Genomic DNA, 22,804 nt, shown 5'->3' with positions numbered 1-22,804 from the left:
TCCACCGCTTGTGCGGGTTCCCGTCAATTCCTTTAAGTTTCACTCTTGCGAGCATACTACTCAGGCGGATCATTTAACGCGTTAGCTGTGTTAGTGACTCTTGCCACCAACTAATGATCATCGTTTACGGCGTGGACTACCAGGGTATCTAATCCTGTTTGCTCCCCACGCTTTCGTCCCTTAGTGTCAATATATGACCAGTTAGCTGCCTTCGCCTATTGGTGTTCTTCCTAATATCTACGCATTCCACCGCTCCACTAGGAATTCCGCTAACCTCTTCATAATTCTATTCTGCCAGTATCTAAAGCGAGCTAAAGTTGAGCTTTAACATTTAACCTTAAACTTAACAAAAAACCTACGGACGCTTTACGCCCAATAAATCCGGATAACGCTTGCGACCTATGTATTACCGCGGCTGCTGGCACATAGTTTGCCGTCGCTTTCTAATAAAGTACCGTCAAGACTAGGTCATTTCCTACCTAGTTTTTTCTTCCTTTACAACAGCAGTTTACATCCCTAAAGACTTCATCCTGCACGCTGTGTCGCTCCATCAAGCTTTCGCTCATTGTGGAATATTCCTTACTGCTGCCTCCCGTAGGAGTCTGGGCCGTATCTCAGTCCCAGTGTGGCGGTACAACCTCTTGGCCCCGCTAAACATCATCGTCTTGGTGAGCCATTACCTCACCAACTAACTAATGTTGCGCACCCCCATCTTCGAGGTGGAGCTTTGGAGCTCCTTTCTGTAATTTGCCATGCGGAAAATTACTATATCCGGTATTAGCTACTGTTTCCAATAGTTATCCCAGTCCTAAAGGTAGGTTAGGTACGTGTTACTCACCCATTTGCTACTAAACATCTTAGCAAGCTAAGATGTTCCGTTCAACATGCATGTATTAAGCACACAGCTAGCGTTCATCCTGAGCTAGGATCAAACTCTCATGATTGCGTCTAATTGAAAATGGTTTTGAATATATACCTAGTTTTGAAAGATCTAATTCGCTGTTTTGCGCAGCGTGAAAATAATTATAGCATTAAAAAAGAAAAAAATAAATTTTTTTTTAAAAATTTTTTTTCTAAGCAAAAAAAACCTGTAATTAGGGCATATTTTGGCAAAAAAAATTTTTACTTTATCATTTTTTCAAATTAAAAAAATTGGAAAAAAGAATTTTTTTTTATAAATTTTTCCACTTTTTTTCAATTTTTTTTATACTAAATTTTAAACTCAAAACACAAATTTAATTATGCAAGCGAAAAACGACACTAATGAGCCCTAAAAGGTAAAAAAATATAACTAAAAAAGTGGAAAAATTTAGGAAAATTTGCACAATTTACCGAGCATGAAACAACATTTTCTTGTGCAATTATTCAAAAATCAAGAAAAATGGCATCATATGGTGTTTTTCATCAAACAAAATTATAAAAGTGAAAAATTCAGAAATTAAACAAGGGTGTTTCCTATTTTTTTCTTTTTTTGAAAAAAAATTTTAATTAAATAATATAATCTTAAATAAAGTTACAAAAAGTTTTGCAAAATGTATGTTAAAATTTTGCTGATTTTTAAAAGATTTAATTTTTGTATGGATAATTAGTTCAAAAAAATAAAATTGAAAGAGGGAAAATGGCAACGTGAAAAACAATTTTGCTGGCAACAGGCGCTTTTGCCTTTGTTTTGGCGTTTGTTTCCCTTTTTTTCACCTCATATAAAAAAAAACAACTAATAAAAAAATTTAAATTAGAGACTGAATCACTTGAAAATATTTCAGAAAATGAAAAAATTAGCCTCAAAACACAAATTTTTGAGTTAAAAAGCGAGACTTGACTACTTGAAAGCCTTGAATTTGTTGTTAATAAAATTAATAGTTCTAATTTTAAAAAAACACTTTTCCTTGAAAACGACGGTTTAGTCGCCTGTCTTAGCAAAAAAAATATTCCCAACCTTGAAACATCAGTCTCAATTTTGCACCTTGATCAAGAAAAATTTCAATTTAACAGTGAAAAATTAGAAACTAAAAATATTAATTTAGTCTCTAATTTTGAACCTTTTTTTGATTTCATCCTCATTTCAACAGCAATACATCCCTCTGAAATAACATTTTTTTTTGAATTAATTAAAAAAGAAGGGTGTCTTATCTGAAAGTACCAAAAAAAGCAACGCAAAACAATAATTAAATTTCTAGAATCCCAAAAAATCACCTTCAGTGAATATTTTTATTATGGTTTTTTGGTAATTCTTATAAAATAAATTAAAATTTTGCTAATATTATAAAAAGGAGCGCTAATGAAAAAATTATTAAACGATGAAATTCTTTTAACTCAACAGAAACTTGATGAAATCAAAAAAGAACTTAAACATCTTGTCAATGTTGAACGCATTAATGTTATTCAGGAAATTAAAGAAGCTCGTTCACAAGGCGATCTATCTGAAAATGCTGAATATGATGTTGCTCGTGAAAAACAAGGAATAATTGAATCAAAAATCCGAGAATTAGAAACAATTATTTCAAAAGCAAAAATTATCGCTACAAATTCAGGAAGCAGCCGCATTTCAATTGGCTCAAAAGTAACCTTCGAGAATCTTGAAACAAAAGAAATTCAAACCTTCCAAATTGTTAGCTCGATTGACGCCGATCCTTTACAAAATAAAATATCAAATTTATCACCAGTTGCACAAGTTCTTATTGGCCAAAACCGCGGCGACGAAGTCGAAATTGATGTTAATGAAAAATATTCAGTAAGAATTTTGGAGGTAATTAACGACTAATGTCGTTTTCAATTAGAAAATTTTTTCCTGACTCAATCCAAAAGTGGAAAAATTACACTAAAATTACAGTTCCTGTAATTCTTGCAACATTTTTTATCTCAATTAATAATTTTGTTGACAATTTTATGGTTTCACAAATCAGCGGCGGAGTCACAGCCGTCGGAATTGCCAACATTTGAACAGGAATAATTTTTTCCTTTATTGTTGCAATTAACATGATTGGTTCAGTAATTTTTAGCCAATATTGGGGCAAAAAAGATTATCTTTTGGCGCGTCAGATTAACAATATTCGCTATATTTTATGCATTTCAACAATTCTGATTTTTGCAATTTTTTCCTGAATAATTCCAGAAAATATGCTAAAAGTTGTGCAAAAACAAAACAACTTTACTGCTCAGGATGCTATTACTTTTAGCGAAGCAAAGAATTACCTTTTTATAATTTCATTTTCCTGAATTTTATTCGCCTACATTCTCACAGCATCTGGAATTTTGCGTGAAATAGGGACAATGAAAATCTCGCTTTTCTTCACTGCACTTACTTTAATCACAAACGTAACCCTAAATTTAGTCCTAATTCCCTATATGGGGGTCTCGGGATCGGCACTTGCGACAGTAATTTCTCGCTTAGTCACGAGTATTCTTTTGTATTTTTACCAATTTTTTTACAAAAAAGAAATTAGATTAGAAATTTTCAAAATTTTTAACATCAAGAAAAAAATTTGATCTCAATTTTTCAAACGTTTTTTTGGAATGTCTTTGACGATAATTTCCTCAATAATTATCTCTACTCGCGCAATTTTGTGATCACAAGGCATGCCTTCGGGATCGCTAGGAATTAGTGATGAAAAAAATTTGCACCATTATTGAGGGATTGGTTACCTGGCAATTGCCGGAATTACGATGACAATTGCCAATATTTTGTTCACAACCTTTGCCTCAATTCAAATTAGTGTTTCAATTGTAGTTGGCCAAAATTTGGGACAAAATAAAATTGAAGAGGCCAAAAAAAACGCTGCAATGCTCAAAGGTTTTTTGCTAGTTGTTTCAGTTTTCATATCACTTTTAACTCTTTTTGCCGTGCTAATTACAACTCAAACTAACTTAATCACAAAAGGAATTGAAGACCAAGTTGCCAAAGGTTTAGAAACTTATTTTCAAAAAAACAATCTGCCAATTAGTCAAGAACTTGTGCAAAAACAGCAAAATTTGGCAGTTTCTTTTTATCTTCAACAAATTTTTCTTGTCTCAATTATCATCATTTTAATCAACCCAATTTGGGTGCAAATTAATGCCTCACTAAGCATAATTAAGTCTGGTGGTAGGTCTAATTTTGCAAGTTCCTGAGATTTTTTCATAGCAATTTTACAACTTTCATGACAGGTAATTATCGTTTTTGTTTTTCTCCCTTTAATCCAAGACACAAGTCTTAAATTACTTTTATCGACCTCACTTTTTTATTTTTCTGACATCGTAAAATGGGTAGTTTTTGAATTTTTATATTTAAAAACAAAGTGGGCAATAAATTTGACTACTGAAAATTCAAAGGAAAAATTAAATTAATTTATCTTTTTTTAGTCTTTTTTGGTTATAATTTTAATAATTTCTGTTATAAATAAAAGTAGCGGAGGGGTAAAATGGCAAAATTGACTAACATGAAAATTTCCTTTGTTGCAATTTTTATTTCAATTGCGGTAATTATGTTGATAATTGGAGTCAGATTGGCTCCTTTTGCAATTTTACCAAATTTTCGACTTTCAATTATAGGCCTACCTATCAAAATTACAGGGTTTATTTTCGGCCCCGTTGTCGGATTTTTGACGGGTTTACTTGCAGATTTGTTAACTTTTTTGTTCATTCCGGGCGTTTATTCTTGATATTACACAATTTATCTTTCACTTACAGGATTCATTCCGGGTCTTTTTTTCTGATTTTTTATCAAAAAAGGTGAAAAATGGTTTGCAAAAGATGCGCTAATTTCCCGTTTGAATCAAAAAATTTTTAATCAAAAAGTGAAAATTTATAATTACACTTTTTACGCAATTAGCGCAAATATAAGAGATGAAAAACAGGAAAAAAATCTGAAAAAGAGACTTTTTTTCTTACAAAAAAAAGTTACAAAAATCAAAAATTGACCTGAAGAAAAAGCGCTTCTTAATTTTTACTGAATTGCCAGCAACTTGATTTTAATAGCAGTTGTTACAACTGTAATTTCAATTGTGATGTTTAATTCTTCGATTGATTTTAGTCAATCAAAATTTATTTCAAGCAAATTATCATTTGTAATTTTTGTGATGTCAGGAACTGTCACAATGATTTTCTTTCTTGTTTTTGCAAGATTTATTAAATTTTTTAGAAAATTTGGTAGATACCTAACAATAGCGCCAATTGTTGCGTTTTCTGCTCTCCACGAACCTTTATCCAGTGTTATTGCGGCTAGTGGCGATGTTCAGTCAGGCGCTCTTAATAATTTCGAAACCGCGTTGTTAACTCACATAATTACTTCGCCAGTAAAAATTTGGATCAATCTTTCTGTTGTTTATTTTGCAACAAGAGCAATTTTGCCGCTTGTCCAAAAAAGATTTTCTTATTCTGTAACATAAAAAATTAGGAAAATATGACAAATTTTGACAGAGAAGAAAAAAAAGAATTAGTTTTTCATAACATCAAAAATAATTATTGAAACTATTTTAGTCTCAAAATTAGATCTAATCAAAATAGTTTTTTGTACTCCTCTGATTTGAATTTTTTTAATGAATTTAAAAAAATTCTTGAACAAGAAAATTCCTATAATGGCTTTATTATCGAAGAAAACAAACCTTATGATTTTGAAAAAAAGTCATGTTTTTCGGACTTTTTGACAAAAAAAGTATTCGAAGAAAGCAAAAATAAGCTTGTCATTGAAGTACTTTTTTCATATTGAAAAATTAATTCATCGCAAATAAAAACAAACACCACCAGAAAATATATTCTGTCGTCAATGATTGAGCACGCAAATAATTTTTTGCAACTGGTTGAATCAGAAATTAATTTTTTAATTGAAAACCAAGCTCAAAATTTTGATTTGCTTGAATCCATCAAGCAAATCAAAGAAAAATACAAGATTTTGAATCAAAATTTTCACAATTTGTACACAAAAGCAGAAATTAATCCGATTAATGAACAGGAAAATTGTACTGAAATTTCAAAGGCAAACTCATTTTTCTTTGATTTTGAAATTGACAATTCAAAAAACAGTGAAATTAATGCAGAAAATGCTGTTATTTTGATTAAAAACGACATTAAAAACATCGTAAATCACCATAATTCTTTGTTAAATTCATTTGATGTTGACCCCTATAAAATTAAAATTTTTCTTGCAGGTTACAGCTGTTTTTCCAGTCTAATAAAGGAATCAAGCAATTTTCGATGACTAAGTTCGCAGCAAATTTATGAAACCTATTATGAATTTGAATCTTGGCTTGGTAAACTTCTTAATCAAAAAACCTTGGAAAGTTTGTCAAGTGTAAAAAATCATTTTAGCAAAACTTTTGCTGACAAATTTTGAATTTTTTGACAACAAAATCGAGACCAAAAAATCCTTGAAAATCGTAACAAAAAAACTCAAAAACACTTTAAAATCAAAAAAAATCACAATTTCCGTCGCGAAAATCCGTATTATCAAAACCTTAAATCTAACAACAAAACCGTCGTTCGTGCTAATATTTTGTGACAACAAGAAATTATTAGAATTAAAAAGAAACAGTACAAAAAAAAAATTGAAAATTCCTTTTTGAGCAAAAGAGTTTGACTGATTTCAATCGAAAACAAACTCAAAAAATTACAGGACAAAATTTCAAAATTAACTCATAAAAACGACTTTATTTTTCTAAAAGATGCAATAAATGATTTAAAATATTTTTTTGTTTTGTATAATTTGAATAAAATTGATTTGTTTCACAAAAAAAATCAATTTTTGATTTTTTGCTTTGAAAATGGAATTGATTTTGACCTTCTTTACCAAAATTATGGCAATTTAAGTAATGAAATTTTGTTTTTTCTTGAAACAAAAAAGCTTAAAATGGGGAACTACACTAGAATTTTGTTTGATGAAAGTTCATTTTTTTTGGAAAATGCTTTCAAACAAAAATTACTTCAACATTGCTTTACTGCAGCTAAAAATCCTGTGCAACTTTTTGTTTTTTCGCGACGGCCTATAAAACCAATACGGGATTTCAGTATTATTTTCATTGAAAAAGGTGTTTTGGTTGAATATATTAGCGAAATTGATTTGCCTTTGACTCCAAAAACCACTTATGCAAAATTTTTTTACCAAAATAGTGGTTTCGACACTGCAAATTTACATTTGCTAGAAACACAACTTTATCGGCAGTTACAAAATAATGTTTTTGTCAAAAACCAAGGTGGAATTCATAATAATTTTGAACTTTTTGTAAATCAATGAAATCCCTCAAAAAGTGGAAAATTTAAGCTTAACTTTAGCATCAAAAAAGAATGACTGACAAGTGACATTTTAATTGTCGACCTTAAATAATGTAAGGAAAACCATGGAAAATAAGTATGATTTTAATCTTGTTGAAAAAAATCGCAACGAAAAATGACAAAAAAAGGGGCGCTTTTTTGCTAAAACGAATGTCAAAAAACCTTTTTCAATAATCACGCCGCCGCCAAATGTAACTGGGCAACTTCACCTTGGCCACGCCTGAAACATTTTTATTCAGGACACTTTAATTAGATTTCACAAGTTGGAAGGTTTTGACACACTTTTTCTGCCAGCCGTTGACCACGCCGGAATTGCAACGCAAGCAAAAGTGGAATCACTTTTGGCAGCAGAAAATTTGACTAAATTTGATCTTGGCCGCGAAAAATTTATCAAAAAATGTTTTGAATGGAAAGATCAGCAATACAAAAAAATCAAGGAACAATGAAATAAATTGGGAATTTGCTATGATTTTTCCAAAGAAAGATTCACTCTTGATGATCAAGCAAAAGAAGCCGTTTCCCTTTTTTTCATTGATTTATGAAAAAAAGGACTAATTTATCGCGGCAATCGAGCAATAAATTGAGATGTGAAATTGCAAACTGCAATTTCAAATATTGAAGTTATTAACAAACCTGTCAAACAAAAAATGTACTATATCAAGTATTTTCTTGAAAATTCAAGTTCATTTTTGACTGTCGCTACAACAAGAATTGAGACCATAAGTTCAGATGTTGCACTTGCTGTCAACCCAAAAGACAAGCGTTTTTTGCACCTGGTTGGTAAAAAAGTTGTTCATCCTTTAACCAAAAAATTAATCAAAATAATTTCTGATTCCAATGTTAACATCAATTTTGGTTCAGGAGTTATGAAAATTTCTAGTCACTCACTTTTGGATTTTGAAATCATGGAAAAACATGGTTTTTCATCTTCGGATTGCATTGACATTTATGGAAATTTAAATGAAAATGTTCCTGATTTTAATGGATTAAATCGCTTTTTAGCAAGAGATTTAATCGCAAAAAAGCTGGAAAAAGAAGGTTTTTTAATTAAAACTAAGGATATTGTTTCTAATGTTGGTTTTTCACAACGAAGCGATGAAATTGTTGAAATTCTTCAACAACCACAATGATTTGTGAAAATGGATCAACTTGCAAAAGATTTAATTGAACACCTAAATTCAAAAGATAAGGTACTTTTTTATCCAAGAAATTATGAAAAAAAATTGAGAAAATGGATGGAAAATGTCCATGATTGAACAATTTCACGTCAACTCTGATGGGGGCACAGAATTCCTGTTTGGTACAAAAATAATGAAATTAAAGTGCAAATTGAATCACCAGGGAAGGATTGGATTCAGGACGAAGACGTCCTAGACACCTGATTTTCTTCAGGAATTAGTGCCTTTGTTTTTCTTGGTTGGCCACAAAATTTAGAGCTTTTTAAGTCCTATTTTCCGTCAAGTTTGCTTGTGACTGGTTGGGACATTTTGTTTTTTTGAGTTGCAAGAATGTATTTTTCATCACTTTCTGTTTTAAAACAGAAACCTTTTGAAAAGGTTTTAATCCATGGATTAATTCGGGATGAAAACGGCAAAAAGATGTCGAAATCCTTAGGAAATGGTGTTGATCCAATGGAAATTATTGAAAAATATGGCTCTGATGTCCTCAGACAAACACTTATTTTTAATTCTACACCAGGGAAGGACATTAAATTTAGTATAGAAAAGTTAAATTCAGCTTGAAATTTAAATAATAAAATTTGAAATATTGCAAAATATATTAGTGGTTTGGGCGAAAAAGCGACTAATCCAGATCTAATTGACCGGTGAATGGAAAATAAAATTTTCCTTTTTAAACGAGAAATCACAAAAAATACTAAAAAATATAATTTCAGTGTAATTGGTTCACTTATTCAAAACTTTATTTTTGGCGATTTTTCATCAAGATATATTGAATTAATTAAAAATCGAAAAAATGGATACCAAGCAAGGCTATTATTTCAAAAAATTTTAGTAATCCTGCACCCTTTCATCCCTTTTTTAACAGATTTCTTGATGGAAAAAATTTTTAAAATTGAGATTTTAGATCAAAAAAAACCATTAATCCGTAGGTTTCCTGATGTAAATCAGGTTGAAAATTTATTGGAAATTATTGATAGTCTGCGTGCCTATCGTGAAAAATTTAAAATTTCTAAAAAAATTATTTTGGAATATTATGTAATCGGAAAAGAGTTTAAGAAAGAGCAAATTGAGACAATAGATAGGCTTTCTTTTGGAAAATGAAACGAAAATCAAGGGTTAATAATTAAAACTAATAACTTCAATATTTCTCTCAAGGTACCACAAGAAATAATCGAAAAAGAGAAAAAAGAAATTGATCAAAAAATTGAATTTTTGAAAAAAGAAATATTGCGCGCAGAAAATATATTAGCAAATCAAAATTTTTTAAACAAGGCGCCTGCAGAAAAAATTAATTTGGAAAAAGAAAAATTAGAAAAATTTAAGGAAAAATTAAGCTTTTATCAAAAAAATAGCAAAATTTAATCAAATTTAGAATTTGTTACTAATTTTATTTTAAAACTAAATTTATTCAAATCCATATTAAAATATCGAATTTGGCGCAAAAACAAAGTTTTTTAAACAAATTTTTTTTACTTTTACCAACAAGCAAATTAAAATACAAAATTATGTGTAAAAATCAAAAATTTTTAGTTTAATTAATTTTTAAAATCGTCATTGAGATTACTAATTTCTACCTTAAAATGGGCATCAAAATCCTGATTTGAACCCTCAAAAGGAACGACAAAAGTCTTTGTAAAAAACCTAACAAATGGAAAATCAATATTTTCGGATATCTTTTCAGTATTTTTTTCAAAATAATTATCTGGATTTAAATCCTGCTGATAATTTTTAGTTTTAAGCAAAAAATTTAATGTTGAAATGTTGGAATTCAATGAATTAGTTTCTGATTTTTCAACATCAAAATTATCAAATTTTTTGTCAATTTTAAATCTAATAATTTTATTTTTAAAATCCAAGCTTTCAAAATTTAGCTTGAAATTAGGGTATTTTTCAGAATCAAGGAGTCCAAAAACTACCTTTTCACATCCAATGCAATCTGGATTTGGAACTTTTAAAGCAAATGAATTTATCATCTGATTAACGTTAATTTGGATATAATTTTTATTATCATTAAAAATTGAATTTTTCTTCAATAATTTCATTTCAATTGAAGAATAAGGTGACAATTTTTTTGGAATTGTTGGTGGAATACTAAAACTTTTGCCATTAATTTTAATTTCAGAAAAGCCAATTGAAATTGGCATCATGTAAAGGTATCAAAAATTCAATGAATTTTTGCCCACATTTGGAACATAAATTGAATTAATGTTCTGCTTTAATTTAGTTTTTTTCAAATTTTGAAGCTGTTTTGTATTGTAATAACGATTTATTAAACTAAGGTAACCTATCCTAGTTTGTGGATCAAAATTGGTTTGATATTCTGGCAAAATCTTAGTTCAACTTTGGTTTTCAGGTATTGAATCTAAGTCAAATAAATAAAATTTTGCTTGCTTATTTTCGTAAATTTTCCCACTGTTTTCAGGACTAAGTTCAAATAAATTATCTGAATTTACAAAATTTTTCAGCCTTATTGCATTTAACTCACCAATTTTATTTTCCACTGACTTGATTTCAGAAAGATTATAAGTACAAGAAATAAACGAAATCATGAAAAATGGGGTTAAAATCACCTTGCCAAATAAAAAATAAATTTTAGATTTTTTTGCAAAATTCATAATTTATTCCTTTAAATTCAAAGCCACAAATTAATTTTTTTAAAAAAATCTTAATTTTTCCTCTTTTGAACAAAAAAATCTAAATTAAAAATGTTTAAACGATCAGAATTTTTATTTGAAACAAAATTTTTAATTAACTCATCTAAAGTTTCGAATTTAAAAAATTTGGAACGCTTTTCTCTAAAAGTGAAGGTTCAAAGTAATAAAACAACTTTATTTGCGAAAAGTTTTGGATCTTTCAAAACTTTTTCTTCAACAAAAAATGGTGAAAGTCTTGCACTTAAATTTTCTGATTCTAGTGCAAAATTGATGGTTTCAATAAAATCTTTTCAAAGTAAACCAGTGTCAACAACAGGATGATTCATCAAGAAATTATCAAAATTGCTATCTAAATAATTTATATCTCAATTTTCTGCCAAATATGACAGTACTTTCGGGCTCTTGTGGTTCAAATTTCCTATAATTGTGCCTATAATTGAAAGATTTGGTGGTAAAAAGATTTTTTGATCATCATTTGAAAAAATATAGGATGACAAAACAGGGTGCGAAATTCCAAGTAGACTTTTGCGATTTTTACCACGAAAAAAAATTGGCAAAAAAGGTTTAATAACTTCGAATGCGTTTTGATTGTTAATATTTTGAATGATTAAACAAAAATTTTGCCCTGGATTTCAATGAGCTTTTGACAAAATTTTTGCAAAAATACCTGGAACAAAAGTGTTTGAATTCCTATTTTCAAGAGAAAAATCGTTATATCCGATAAAATCATTTTCTGAAAAACCATCATGAAACACGACATTTTCATAATTTCCAGCATCAATTTCGGACTTACATATTTCATTTCTAATTTTTAGCTGAATTTGTTTTAGAGAATCTGAAATCAGGAGCAAATTTTGGCTTTCTTTCAAAAAAGAATCTGCTGGCCTTACTAAATTGTGTGTATTTTTTTGAAAACTAAGAAGATTAAAAAAATTTTGTTTAAAAGCTGATTGGTTGAGTCAATTTTCTAAATTTAAGCTGAATAATTTGCATAAATTTAGTGAAAACTGATTAAAATAAATTTCTCAAGATTCATTAAATTTTGCAATTGCATTTCTTGAGAATTCATTGGTTAAATCTAATTTTGATTGAGTTGATGAAGGTAAAAAAGATATTTTTTTCGTAAAGGATGATTGAATATTTATTTTTTTTTCAAGGTTATTTTCTAATTCAAAATCATAATTTTCATTAGAAGGTGAAGGTGAAGGTGAAAAATTTTCATCAATTTCACTTTTTTGAGTTTCAATTTCAAGAATTTCTTCCTTTTTTTCTTTAAAAAGTTTTGATTTTCTAATAACTTCGGTTATATAATCATAATTTGATTGTGAATTTTTGGTCAAATAACTTGATCAGGCATCAGAATTCACACGAATTTCGGTTGCTTTTTCAAAACTAAAATTTTTAAAATCAGTATTACATCTTGAAATTAAGTTGTCGATTTCAGAAAATCAGTGGTCAAAAAGCTTAATTTGGAAAAAATTAGTACTAAATTGATTATTTTTCCCCCTTGATGATATCACTTCAAAGAAAATCCCCGAAATCAAAATGTAAAAAATATGATCTTTTTGTTTTAAATGGTATCGCAATAACCTTTGGTCAAATTGTTTACAAGTTGACGAATCCAATTCCAAATTTTTAAAAACTTGATCAACCGTAACGGGTGAATTATTATTTTTCTTCAGCAATTCAAGGGTTTTTTTGAAAATATGACAAAACTTAAAACTAATAAAAGTAACCAAATTAAATAAAATAATGCTCATATATTCGCTTATTTTAATTTCATTTGTGTTTACAAGCCTAGCTAAAAGATTGACTTTTTGCTTTCCGGAAATCAGAACATCCGTTTTTGTAATTCCAAGTTGAGACGCCAATTTTAAATGTTCGCCTAAGTCACCGATCGGTTTTCAATTCCGGGCTTTGTACAATTTTAATCATTTATTTTTAAAATCATAATTAATTTCTTCATTATTTAAAAAAAGTGCTCGAATTACTATTTCTAAACTTTCGGCCTTTTTTAAGTGAGTATTTGAAATTAGTGTTCAAACACAAGGGTTTTTTTTATTTTCCATAACGTCTACACTCCGAATTTTTAAACAAGTTGTAGTTTCAATATTTATATTTTACTAAATTTTTCCAAGTTTGAAAAAACACTTTAAAAGATTTTTAAATTATATTCACTTTTTCTTTTTCATTCAAGGCTGCATTCGCTCACGATAAAATTTTGATTTTTGAAGGTAAAAAATTCCTAATGTTTGCGAAATTTCCCAAATTCCACCGATAATCCAATAAATTTGGAGTGAGGATTGAAAAATAACACCAAAAAATATAAAGATTATTGATACAATTTTTTGTGTTTTTTGCTGTTTTTTCATTGTTTCATTTTCCGAAACATTCATAATTCGCTGCGTTTTCTTTTTGTTTAAAAATTTTGGAATAAATTGTTGAAGAGCTTGAACTAAAACGACAATGATGATTATCGGAAGATAAATCAAATCTCCTGCAAATAATTTTTGATACGATGTCGCCGAAAGTTCTAAACCTAAAAAATAGGTAACCTTAAAACTCGGGATTCCCTGTAAAGCACGCCAAACCGCTATAAAAATTGGCATTGTGACCAAAACTTGAGAAAATGGCGCAAAAGGTGAAAAATTATTTTTCTTGTACAAATCAGCAACTTCTTGTCGATGGCGTTGCTGCATCACCTTATTCTTCTTATATGCTTCGTATTTTGCATCAATTTTTGCTTTCTTAAGTTGCAATTCCATTTGCTTGTTCTGGCTAAAAATTGTTTTAAACCGAAAAATAAAGGACAAAATTTTTGTAATCGCAACAACCACAATAATTGCTAAAATAGTAATTCATCCGGACCACTCATACAGGGATTGCGACTCAGTAATTAGCAAAATAATTTTCGAAAGTGGATAAACAAATAAGGAGTAGAAAGGACCAAATCCTCAAGATTCACCTCATGAAACAACAGGCGACGAAGCGATTGAGTTCTGAAAAGCGATTTTTCCTGCACTGGCTTCGTCAATATTATTTCAATTATAAGTTCCATTTTGAATGTCAATTCTTGAAAAATTAGTCGGGAAAATAAGGTTTTTTACCGTTTCAGCGTAGCCTGCAATAATTTTCTGAGTTTCAACGGAAACCTCACCGTTTCCAGTTTCAAAATCTTTGATTGCTTTTTCAAGTTTACCGCCAGAAAATTGCGGTAAAGTCAAGATTTTATTATAAAGTGCCTGGAAAACGTCACGGGCAAAAATTGCATAAGAACGATTTACTGGTGGCAATTTATCATCAATTTTATAGAAAAAGTTCTTGATTCTGCTACTAATATTCGCCGCATTTTTCGATTGTGAATTATTAAAATCAAACAAATTTACTGGTAAACTTTTGGCAGTCGCTAACTTTTCGAAGTAGGATTTGTCTGATTTTAAGCTATAATACCTTGGCGAAGGAATTTTAATTGGCGTTCAATTTGTTTTTTGTGAATAAGAATTTTGTGAAGAACTAAAAAAAATAAAGTCGCTTTTTTTATCGCCTGTTAAATATTCGTACTCATTTTTGTTATTTTGAAAAATAATTAAAGAATTAAACTCACCAAAATCGCGGTTTCCGTTGTTTTCTTGCGCAATTTGTTGACGCAAATTTTCCAAAATTTGAACCTGATTTACCTTTTTTGTATCAGCAGAAATCAAAAAATTATTACTTTTTGAAGCAGTTGTGATTCCGGGTAAATCAGCATTTTCAGAAGGTTTGAAAATTGTATAATTCGGAGTTATATCATCTTTTGAATTATAGAATTCAAGTGCCTCACCAACATTGTATGAAGTTTTTATCACTATTGATTGAATGCAACCTGTTAGAGAAAGTGAAAAAATTACTGCATAAACAAAGAACTTTAAAAACTTTAAAACCCACTTAAAATTAAAGGTTTTCTTATTATTGTTGCTATTGTTGCTCTGAAAATATTCGAAGGCTTTTGGGCGATTTTGTTTATTTTTCATTTTTTTTTAATTGCTCAAAGATCTTTTCAAGTTTTTCCTTTTTCTTGGCAAAGCTAAGGTTCAAAAATGGGCGACGAGAGATTAAAACTATACGAATTTTTGGAAATTTGCTTTTTTTTGAAAAATCGCTAAGTATATTTCTAATTTGCCTTTTGAAATAATTTCGCTTAACCGCGTTTACAAATTTTTTTGGGATTGATATTCCAATTTCAAAAAAATCAAATTTCTCATAATAAATAACTAATTCGTTTGTAACAATTTGATCTGATTTAGGAGAAATAATTGCCTGGAATTGCCAATTTTTTTTAATAGTTTGGATCTTTTGCAAGTCAATCTCAAAACTTAATTACTAGAAACAGTTAATTTTTTTCTGCCCTTAGCCCGTCGCGCAGCAAGAATTTTTCTGCCATCAGAGGTTGCCATTCTAGCTCGAAAACCATGAGTTTTTGCATGTTTTAATTTATTGGGTTGATAAGTTCGTTTCATTTTGGCTCCAATCTATATTTATTTTTTACAAAAAATTAGATAAATTGTTAAAATTTCAAATAAAATTATGTTATTAATTTTAACATTTTTTTTGGTTTATTGAAATAAATTTTATATACACTAAATGTGCAAAGATACAATGTTTTACAGGAAATTCTAAAAAAATGAAAACAAAACAAAATGTTCTTGAAGTTCGAACACAGCAACTTCGTCAGCAAATTGAGACTCTTTTGAATGACAAAATGTTGTTTCATAATTTCTTTAGTACAATTTTTGTCATTAAAGAAACAAACACTGAAATTGTGGTGGATTTTAGTGATACAACTGCAAAAAATGAAGTTATTTCACGTTGGATTAACACAATTGAAAGGGCTATTGCAAACCTTGAAATTTCAAAAGTTTTAACTTTTGCAAATGTCAATAATTCTGTTAATAAATTAGAAACAAATCAAAATTTTGCGATTGAAAGTGGATACTGTAACTTTAAAATCAACAATGTTTTGAACAAATTTACTTTTAAAAACTATGTAAAATCTAATTACAATAACCAAATTTTCAATATTTATGACAAAATTGTTGCTGACTCCAATTTCAAATTTTCACCAGTTTTTATTTCAGGGCCCTCCGGTATTGGAAAAACGCACTTTTTGAATGCAATTGGAAACTTATTTATTGAAAAAAACAAAAAAGTTTTCTACATAAATGACTACAAGTTCATAAGTTGCATAACAGCTTGGATGCAAAAAGGACAAGGTGAAAAAATCAGAGATTTCATGGAATGACTCTCTAAAATCGACATTTTATTGTTTGATGACATCCAAGGTTTGGGAAACAAATTCCAAACCTCAATAGTTGCACTTGAAGTTTTAAACAAATTTACTGACGAAAATAAAATTGTTTTGATTACTTCCGACAAGTCGCCGACTTTGCTTGGTGGTTTTGAGGAAAGATTTATTACAAGATTTAGTTCAGGTCTACAAATTAGGTTGAATAGACCGAAAAAAGAGGACTTTTTACGTATTTTTAAGTACAAATTAAACGAAAAAAAACTAGAAAAATGCACTTGAACAAATGATGCGCTTGATTTTTTAGCAAAGCATTTTCAAAATTCAATCCGCGATCTTGAAGGCGCCCTAAAATCAATCGTTTTTTTTATTGAAACTAGCGAAAAAAATACAGAAAATGAGATTCACTTTGACAAGAAAAAAATGTTTGAAATTTTTGATGAAAAGTACGAAATTGAACAAAAAATTTCACCAGAACTAATAATCGAAACTGTTGCAAAATATTATGGAATTTCTGTTCTTGACTTGAAAAGCGAGAAAAGAAAGAAAGAATTTGTGCATGCACGTGATCTTGCAATTTGACTCATAAAAAATATTTTAAACCTAACTCACACTAAGGTTGGTGAATTTTTCAATAGCCGCAAACATTCGACAATTATTTCCACACTCAAAAAAATCGACATATTAAAACAGAGCGGAAATAGTGAATTAAATATTGCTTTAGACAAAATTTATAAACAATTAAATTGGAGTTTTAAACAAAAAAAATAAAAGTTATTGACTATTAAATTTGTTAAAAAGATCATTAATTACGGTGTTTTTTGAAATAATTAACATTTTTGTTGCTATATATTATTAATAATATCTAAAAATAACATAATTATAAGAATATTGGTAAATAGGTTATAATTTTAGAATTGAGACTGCCAAAATATAAGTGAGAAAACATGAAATTTACAATTGCGAAAAATGTGATTGAGCGTCAAATTGAAAGAATGCAAACCGCGATTTTAAATCATAATAATTCACCTTTAAGTTCATTTTTCATGAAATTAACTCGAGGCGGTTTATTTATTATTTCAACAAACAGCGAACTTTCTTACAAGGTTTTTATTACTATTGATGAAATAATTGAAATAAATGAAGTTGGAATTTGCCTAATTGATGGATTTTTTTTACGTGATGTTATTAGAAAAAGTGAGTCAAAAATAACTTTTGAAATCAAGGGAAATGAATTAATTGTTTCTTGAGAAAATGCCGTTTTTTCAAAAGGGTTAAGAGATTATTCGATTTTTCCAGAGATTAATTTTGAACAAACTGGCACAAAATTAAAAATTAATACGAAGGATTTCAAAAAAGCCGTAAAAAATACGGCTTTTGCAACAACAAACAACCCTTCACAACCAGTTTTAGCGGCAATTAATTTGAGTTCAGCTGATAACTTTCTCTTTTTTTCAGCAACAGATACAAACCGTTTTGCCTCAGAAAAAATTAAATTTTATGACTTTGCACAAATAAATATTTCAGTAAATGCTAAGAATTTAAAGGATTTTATCCCGCCTGAATTGGATCAGGACATTGAATTAAATGTTGATGAAACAAAAATTAGTTATATTTATGAAGGTTTGACAATTCAATCAAAAATTTTATCTGTACCTTACAAAGATATTTCCAATATTTTACCTAAAAGTAACGAAATTTTGTACACTTTTTCGATTAATAAAAGAGAAATTATCGAATTAATTGATAAAGCAACAATAATCACGCCTGGAAAAGATAATGTGATCAACCTTTTAATGTCAAAAAAGTACCTAAAAGCTGTCATTTCTCATCATGAATCAGGTAAATCAAATGTTTTAACTACAAAAGTGATCGATTTTCAAATTAATCCTGAATTCGCAAATAGTAACGATTTTAGCTCAGATCAGGCAGAAATCAACATCAATTATCGCTATTTAAAGGACGCAATTTCGGTTTTTGACAACGAAATTTGTATCCAAATTAACACAAAAATGACAAAAATAGTAGTAAGTTCAAAGGAAAAACCAGAAACTAGGCAACTTGTTGGATTGATCTTAATTTAGAAAATGAAAGTAAATTTAATGAAAAAAAATCAAGAAAAAAAGTTTATTTTTGATGCTGTTATTGTCGGCGGCGGCCATGCCGGCGTCGAAGCAGTTTATGCACTTTTAAAAAAAGGTTTTAAAGTCGCCTTAATCACGCTTGATAAAAAAAAAATTGCTTCAATGCCTTGTAATCCTGCAATTGGCGGCCCTGCAAAAGGTATAATAACTCGTGAAATTGATGCTCTTGGTGGTGTTCAGGCAAAATTTTCTGATGCTGCAATGATCCAAATTAAATATTTAAACAAGTCAAAAGGGCCAGCAGTTTTGGCAATGCGAGCACAAATTGACAAAGAAAAATTTTCAAAAATAATTTTAAAAGACCTGAAAAAACAGGAAAATTTGCATATTTTTGAAGATTTAGTTTCAGAACTTTTAGTTGCAAAAAAACAAATTATAGGTGTAAAAACCTTAAAAAACATTTGTTTTTTTGCAAAAACAGTGATAATTACAACTGGAACTTACCTTGATTCAAAAATTTTACGTGGTGAAATTGCAATTTCAAGCGGTCCAGATGGTCAAAAAACTTCAAATTTACTTTCAAAAAATCTTCAAGAACTTGGTTTTGAACTTCAAAGATTAAAAACTGGAACTCCACCACGAATTTTCACTTCCTCAATTGATTTTTCAAAAGTAGAAAAAGAAGTTTTACCACATGTCAACATCAATTTTTCTTTTAAATCAGAGCGAAAATTAAAAAAACAGATTTCTTGCTACTTGACTTATACAACAGCAAAAACCCATGAAATTATTAATAAAAATTTAGGAAAATCTTCAATGTATTCCGGGAAAATTTCCGGAATAGGCCCACGCTATTGTCCCTCAGTTGAGGATAAAATAGTTCGTTTCGCTGATAAGTCCCGTCACCAAATTTTCTTTGAACCAGAAACAAGAAAACAAGATATCATGTATATTAACGGACTTTCGACTTCAATGCCTGAGGATGTTCAAATCGAGATGGTAAGGTCGATTCCAGGACTTGAAAATGCGGAAATTGCAAAGTTTGGTTATGCCATCGAATATGATGCAATTAATCCACTTGAATTGAAAAAAAGCCTTGAAACTAAGAAAATTAAAGGTCTTTTTTTGGCTGGTCAAATCAATGGAACCAGTGGATATGAAGAGGCGGCAGCGCAAGGTTTAATCGCTGGAATTAATGCTGGTCAATTTTTGCAGCGCAAAAAACCAATTGAAATCTTGCGAAATGACGGTTACATCGGTGTTTTAATTGATGATTTAGTTACAAAAGGGACAAAAGAACCTTACAGAATGTTGACCTCAAGAGCGGAATATCGTCTTATTCTAAGAAATGATAATGCTGATTTGCGAATGGCAAAATATGCCCTGAAATCAGGAATGATTTTAAAATCTGAATACCAAAAAGTTGTTCAAAAATATCGTAAAATTGACAAAAAAATTGAACAGCTTTCTTGTGAATTTATTTCATCAAATGACCAACTTGCAAAAAAGTATAAAATTGAAAACGGTATTTCAAAATTAAGGTTAATTTCTCGCCCAAACGTCGATTTTAGAGACATAATTCCTGATTTTGAGTACGGTTATGAACTCATGGTGATTTCTCGTTTGAAAGGTTACATACAAAAGCAAAATTCTGAAGCCGAAAAAATGATTAGACTTGAAAATTTATTAATCCCAACTGATTTGAATTATAAAAAGGTTGCAAATTTATCAACTGAGGCTTTAGATAAATTTGCAAAAATTAAACCTAAAACAATTGGGCAAGCATCAAGAATTAGCGGCATAAGCCCCGCAGACATTCAAATGCTTTTATTTTATTTAAAAGCTACAAAAAATGAAAAAGATGTTAAGATTTAATGAGGATTTTAATTTTACATTTTGGGATAAATTCTCGCGATTACTTACCACTTTACAAAAAAGAAATTAACAAAATTAAGGAGTTTAATTATAATGTTGATTTCTTGAATTTGCCAGAATTTGCTTCTGAAAATCTTAAACTAAAAAAATCGGTTGAAACTGAGAAGATTTTGGCAAAAATTCCTAAAAATTTTACTTGCTATCTTTTTACAGATCGTGGAAAAATGATTTCAAGTGAAGATTTTGCAACGTTTTTTGATTCTGCCAATATTTGTTTTATAATTGGCGGTTCACAAGGCGTTGATGAGGAAAAAATTCGCTTAAAAAAACCAGAAATAAAATTTTTATCACTCGGGAAAATTATTTTTCCTCATAAAATTTTCAAACTTGTTGTTCTTGAGCAAATTTATCGCGGACTTTCCATCAAATTCAACAGAAAATACCACCATAAAGATTAAAAAAAAAAAAAAAAAGGAAAAAATGACTGAAAAACCATATTTAAAAATTATTGAAAATATTGAAAAACATAGTAATATTTTTATTTTTCACCACATCAGACCTGACGGTGATTGCCTCGGTGCGCAACAAGGCCTTGGCTTGGCAATTCAAAAAAAATATCGTGATAAGAGAGTTTTTTTGATTGGAAACAATCAAAAAGTTTTTGATTTTTTGAATTTTCATTTTGATGATGAAAATTCAATTGCCAGCGAATTTTTTGAAAATTCACTGGCAATTACAGTTGATACTGCCAGTTTGAAAAGAATAGAAAAAGTGGACTTTTTTCTTGATCCAAGAATTAAAACTCGAATCAAAATTGACCATCATCCTGAGATTTCTGAGTCAATTTTTCAAGAATCTTGAGTGGATACAACTTTTTCAGCAGCCTCAGAAATGATTGGATTTTTGATTCAAAGTGAAAATTGGCAAATTGATTCAAAAATTGCTGAGTTGATTTATCTAGGAATTTTGACTGATTCAGGAAGATTTGCTTTTGTATCAACGTCACCACGAACTTTTTTAGTGGCTGCCTTTTTGTTAAAAGCAAATTTTGATTTTGCAAAATTAAATTGAATGCTTGCAAAAAGAAGTGAAAAAGAGGTCGCTTTTTGTGCTAATGTCCTTGGTAATTACCAAAAAAAAGGTAAGTTTTTATGATATTTTGTCACAAAAGATGAGCAAGAAAAGTTTCAATTAACTCGTGAACAGACATCCTCTGTCAATATTTTAGCAAATATTGGCGATGCTCGAATTTGAGCCTTTTTTATTGCGGATGAAAATGGTAAAATTAGAGTTAGGTTGCGCTCGAATGGTCCAGTTGTGAATAAAATTGCCACTGAATACGGCGGCGGCGGCCATGCATTTGCAGCTGGAATTAACCTTGAAAATGATGGAAAAGTTGCAGAAATTATTGAAAAATTAGCAATTCTAGCAAATAAATTTGAAAAAAATGAAACATTTTAACATTTCTGATATTGCAAAAGTTATTGAAAAATACGATTCGATTGTTATTTTTCACCACATCAGACCTGACGGCGATTGCATCGGCGCACAACTTGGATTAAAAACTTTAATTTTGGACAACTTTCCTAATAAGCAAGTTTTTGCAATTGGGGATCACAAAAAATCTTTTTCATTCCTAAAATTAGAATTAGATTCAGTACCTAGCGATGTGATTTTGGTAAATTCGCTTGCAATAATAGTTGATGCAAATTTCAAAAATCGAATTGAATTTGCCTACCTTTTTGAGAAAATAAATTTTCCTGAAATTTTAAGAATTGACCACCATCCAAATGATGACGACTTTTTTGATATTCATCGCTGAGTTGATTCAACCTATGTTGCAACTTGTGAGCAAATTGCATATTTGGCTTATTCGCAAAAGTGGAAAATTTCCCAGCGTGCTGCAGAACTAATTTACCTTGGAATTTACACAGATTCAGGTCGTTTTCTTTACAAAAATACATCTGCAAGAACGCATTTTTTGGCCGGAATTTTGTTTGAAACTGAATTCAATTTTTCTTTAATTCATGAAAAAATGAATTCAAAAAAACTAAAAGATCTTGAATTCGATAGTTATATTTTCGCAAACAAAAAGATTTTTAAAAATGTAATTTTTTACACTTTGAGTTTAGAAGAGCAAAAAAAAATTGGAAGAAATCCTTTAAATTCAGTCAAACCAAATTTGCTTGCAAATATTGAAAATTTTAAAATTTGGCTCTGTTTTGTTCAAGAAACTGAAAATTCCTGGAGATTGGAATTCCGCTCTGCAGGTCCTGATGTTCAAAAAGTTGCAAAAAAATACGGCGGCGGCGGCCACCTAAACGCTTCAGGCGCGGTTGTTGAAAATCTTGAAAATTTAAATTTTATTTTAAAAGACTGTCAAGAAGCATATGAAAATTGAAAAAGCAATTTAAATTCAATAAAAGCGGAAAAATTTATTAAAAAATGCTAATTTTTATTTTTTTTAGATTTTTTTCAGGAAAAATT

The 22,804-nt window shown here is 29.4% G+C and carries 17 protein-coding genes and 1 rRNA gene (1 of these 18 cut by a window edge); 12 read left to right on the top strand and 6 right to left on the bottom strand.

The genetic code is table 4. The features are described from left to right. Window positions 1-944 (bottom strand): 16S ribosomal RNA (locus IM807_RS00245); it reaches 588 nt to the left of the window's first position. A gap of 674 nt (window positions 945-1,618) precedes the next feature. On the opposite strand from IM807_RS00245, the gene IM807_RS00240 reads away from it, so the two are divergent. The 6 genes from IM807_RS00240 (at window position 1,619) to IM807_RS00215 (ending at window position 9,785) form a co-directional block, all read left to right on the top strand. Further along, a complete protein-coding gene (locus IM807_RS00240) occupies window positions 1,619-2,242 on the top strand; it encodes a BC85_0335 family putative methyltransferase (RefSeq protein WP_196362587.1) in 624 nt (207 codons plus the stop codon). Window positions 2,243-2,278: 36 nt separating this feature from the next. Continuing rightward, a complete protein-coding gene (gene greA, locus IM807_RS00235) occupies window positions 2,279-2,761 on the top strand; it encodes a transcription elongation factor GreA (protein ID WP_196362586.1) in 483 nt (160 codons plus the stop codon). Further along, window positions 2,761-4,323, top strand: coding sequence for an MATE family efflux transporter (locus IM807_RS04075; RefSeq protein ID WP_196362585.1), 1,563 nt, complete (start codon window positions 2,761-2,763; stop codon window positions 4,321-4,323). The genes greA and IM807_RS04075 overlap by 1 nt, the downstream gene beginning before the upstream one ends. Before the next feature lie 74 nt (window positions 4,324-4,397). Next, entirely contained in the window at window positions 4,398-5,363 is a 966-nt protein-coding gene (locus IM807_RS00225; RefSeq protein ID WP_196362584.1) for a substrate-specific component FolT of folate ECF transporter, read from the top strand. Between the two features lie 14 nt (window positions 5,364-5,377). Continuing rightward, entirely contained in the window at window positions 5,378-7,294 is a 1,917-nt protein-coding gene (locus tag IM807_RS00220; protein WP_196362583.1) for a hypothetical protein, read from the top strand. Window positions 7,295-7,307: 13 nt separating this feature from the next. Then, window positions 7,308-9,785 (top strand): valine--tRNA ligase, encoded by a 2,478-nt coding sequence (locus IM807_RS00215; RefSeq protein ID WP_196362582.1) that lies wholly within the window; start codon window positions 7,308-7,310, stop codon window positions 9,783-9,785. A 173-nt stretch (window positions 9,786-9,958) separates the two neighbouring features. Here IM807_RS00215 and IM807_RS00210 read toward each other — a convergent pair whose 3' ends face one another. The 5 genes from IM807_RS00210 to rpmH all read right to left on the bottom strand — a co-directional run bounded on the left by IM807_RS00210 (window position 9,959) and on the right by rpmH (window position 15,573). Next, window positions 9,959-11,038, bottom strand: coding sequence for a hypothetical protein (locus IM807_RS00210; protein WP_230861138.1), 1,080 nt, complete (start codon window positions 11,036-11,038; stop codon window positions 9,959-9,961). A gap of 50 nt (window positions 11,039-11,088) precedes the next feature. After that, a complete protein-coding gene (locus IM807_RS00205; protein ID WP_196362581.1) occupies window positions 11,089-13,146 on the bottom strand; it encodes a hypothetical protein in 2,058 nt (685 codons plus the stop codon). A gap of 99 nt (window positions 13,147-13,245) precedes the next feature. Then, on the bottom strand, window positions 13,246-15,087 hold the full coding sequence (yidC, locus tag IM807_RS00200) for a membrane protein insertase YidC (RefSeq protein ID WP_196362580.1): 1,842 nt from the start codon (window positions 15,085-15,087) through the stop codon (window positions 13,246-13,248). Then, entirely contained in the window at window positions 15,077-15,415 is a 339-nt protein-coding gene (rnpA, locus tag IM807_RS00195; protein WP_196362579.1) for a ribonuclease P protein component, read from the bottom strand. Before rnpA ends, yidC begins: the two co-directional genes overlap by 11 nt. Before the next feature lie 14 nt (window positions 15,416-15,429). Next, on the bottom strand, window positions 15,430-15,573 hold the full coding sequence (gene rpmH, locus IM807_RS00190; RefSeq protein WP_196362578.1) for a 50S ribosomal protein L34: 144 nt from the start codon (window positions 15,571-15,573) through the stop codon (window positions 15,430-15,432). Between the two features lie 164 nt (window positions 15,574-15,737). Here rpmH and dnaA point away from each other — a divergent pair, with 164 nt between their 5' ends. The 6 genes from dnaA to IM807_RS00160 all read left to right on the top strand — a co-directional run bounded on the left by dnaA (window position 15,738) and on the right by IM807_RS00160 (window position 22,769). Continuing rightward, window positions 15,738-17,129, top strand: a complete 1,392-nt coding sequence (gene dnaA / locus IM807_RS00185) for a chromosomal replication initiator protein DnaA (RefSeq protein ID WP_196362577.1) — start codon at window positions 15,738-15,740, stop codon at window positions 17,127-17,129. 176 nt (window positions 17,130-17,305) lie between these two features. Continuing rightward, window positions 17,306-18,442, top strand: coding sequence for a DNA polymerase III subunit beta (locus IM807_RS00180; RefSeq protein ID WP_196362576.1), 1,137 nt, complete (start codon window positions 17,306-17,308; stop codon window positions 18,440-18,442). 18 nt (window positions 18,443-18,460) lie between these two features. Beyond that, the gene (gene mnmG / locus IM807_RS00175; protein ID WP_196362575.1) at window positions 18,461-20,317 is read left to right on the top strand and encodes a tRNA uridine-5-carboxymethylaminomethyl(34) synthesis enzyme MnmG; all 1,857 of its coding nucleotides are present in this window, start codon (window positions 18,461-18,463) and stop codon (window positions 20,315-20,317) included. Beyond that, a complete protein-coding gene (locus tag IM807_RS00170; protein WP_196362574.1) occupies window positions 20,317-20,775 on the top strand; it encodes a 23S rRNA (pseudouridine(1915)-N(3))-methyltransferase RlmH in 459 nt (152 codons plus the stop codon). The genes mnmG and IM807_RS00170 overlap by 1 nt, the downstream gene beginning before the upstream one ends. Window positions 20,776-20,797: 22 nt before the next feature. Then, window positions 20,798-21,778: a bifunctional oligoribonuclease/PAP phosphatase NrnA gene (locus tag IM807_RS04070; RefSeq protein WP_196362573.1), complete on the top strand. Its 981-nt coding sequence runs from the start codon at window positions 20,798-20,800 to the stop codon at window positions 21,776-21,778. Then, window positions 21,765-22,769 (top strand): bifunctional oligoribonuclease/PAP phosphatase NrnA, encoded by a 1,005-nt coding sequence (locus tag IM807_RS00160; protein ID WP_196362572.1) that lies wholly within the window; start codon window positions 21,765-21,767, stop codon window positions 22,767-22,769. The genes IM807_RS04070 and IM807_RS00160 overlap by 14 nt, the downstream gene beginning before the upstream one ends. Window positions 22,770-22,804: the final 35 nt, after the last annotated feature.

This window comes from Mycoplasma sp. 'Moose RK', from assembly GCF_015708155.1.
Taxonomy (GTDB): domain Bacteria; phylum Bacillota_I; class Bacilli_A; order Mycoplasmatales; family Metamycoplasmataceae; genus Mesomycoplasma.
This window is presented reverse-complemented; position numbering and strand designations above follow the sequence as displayed.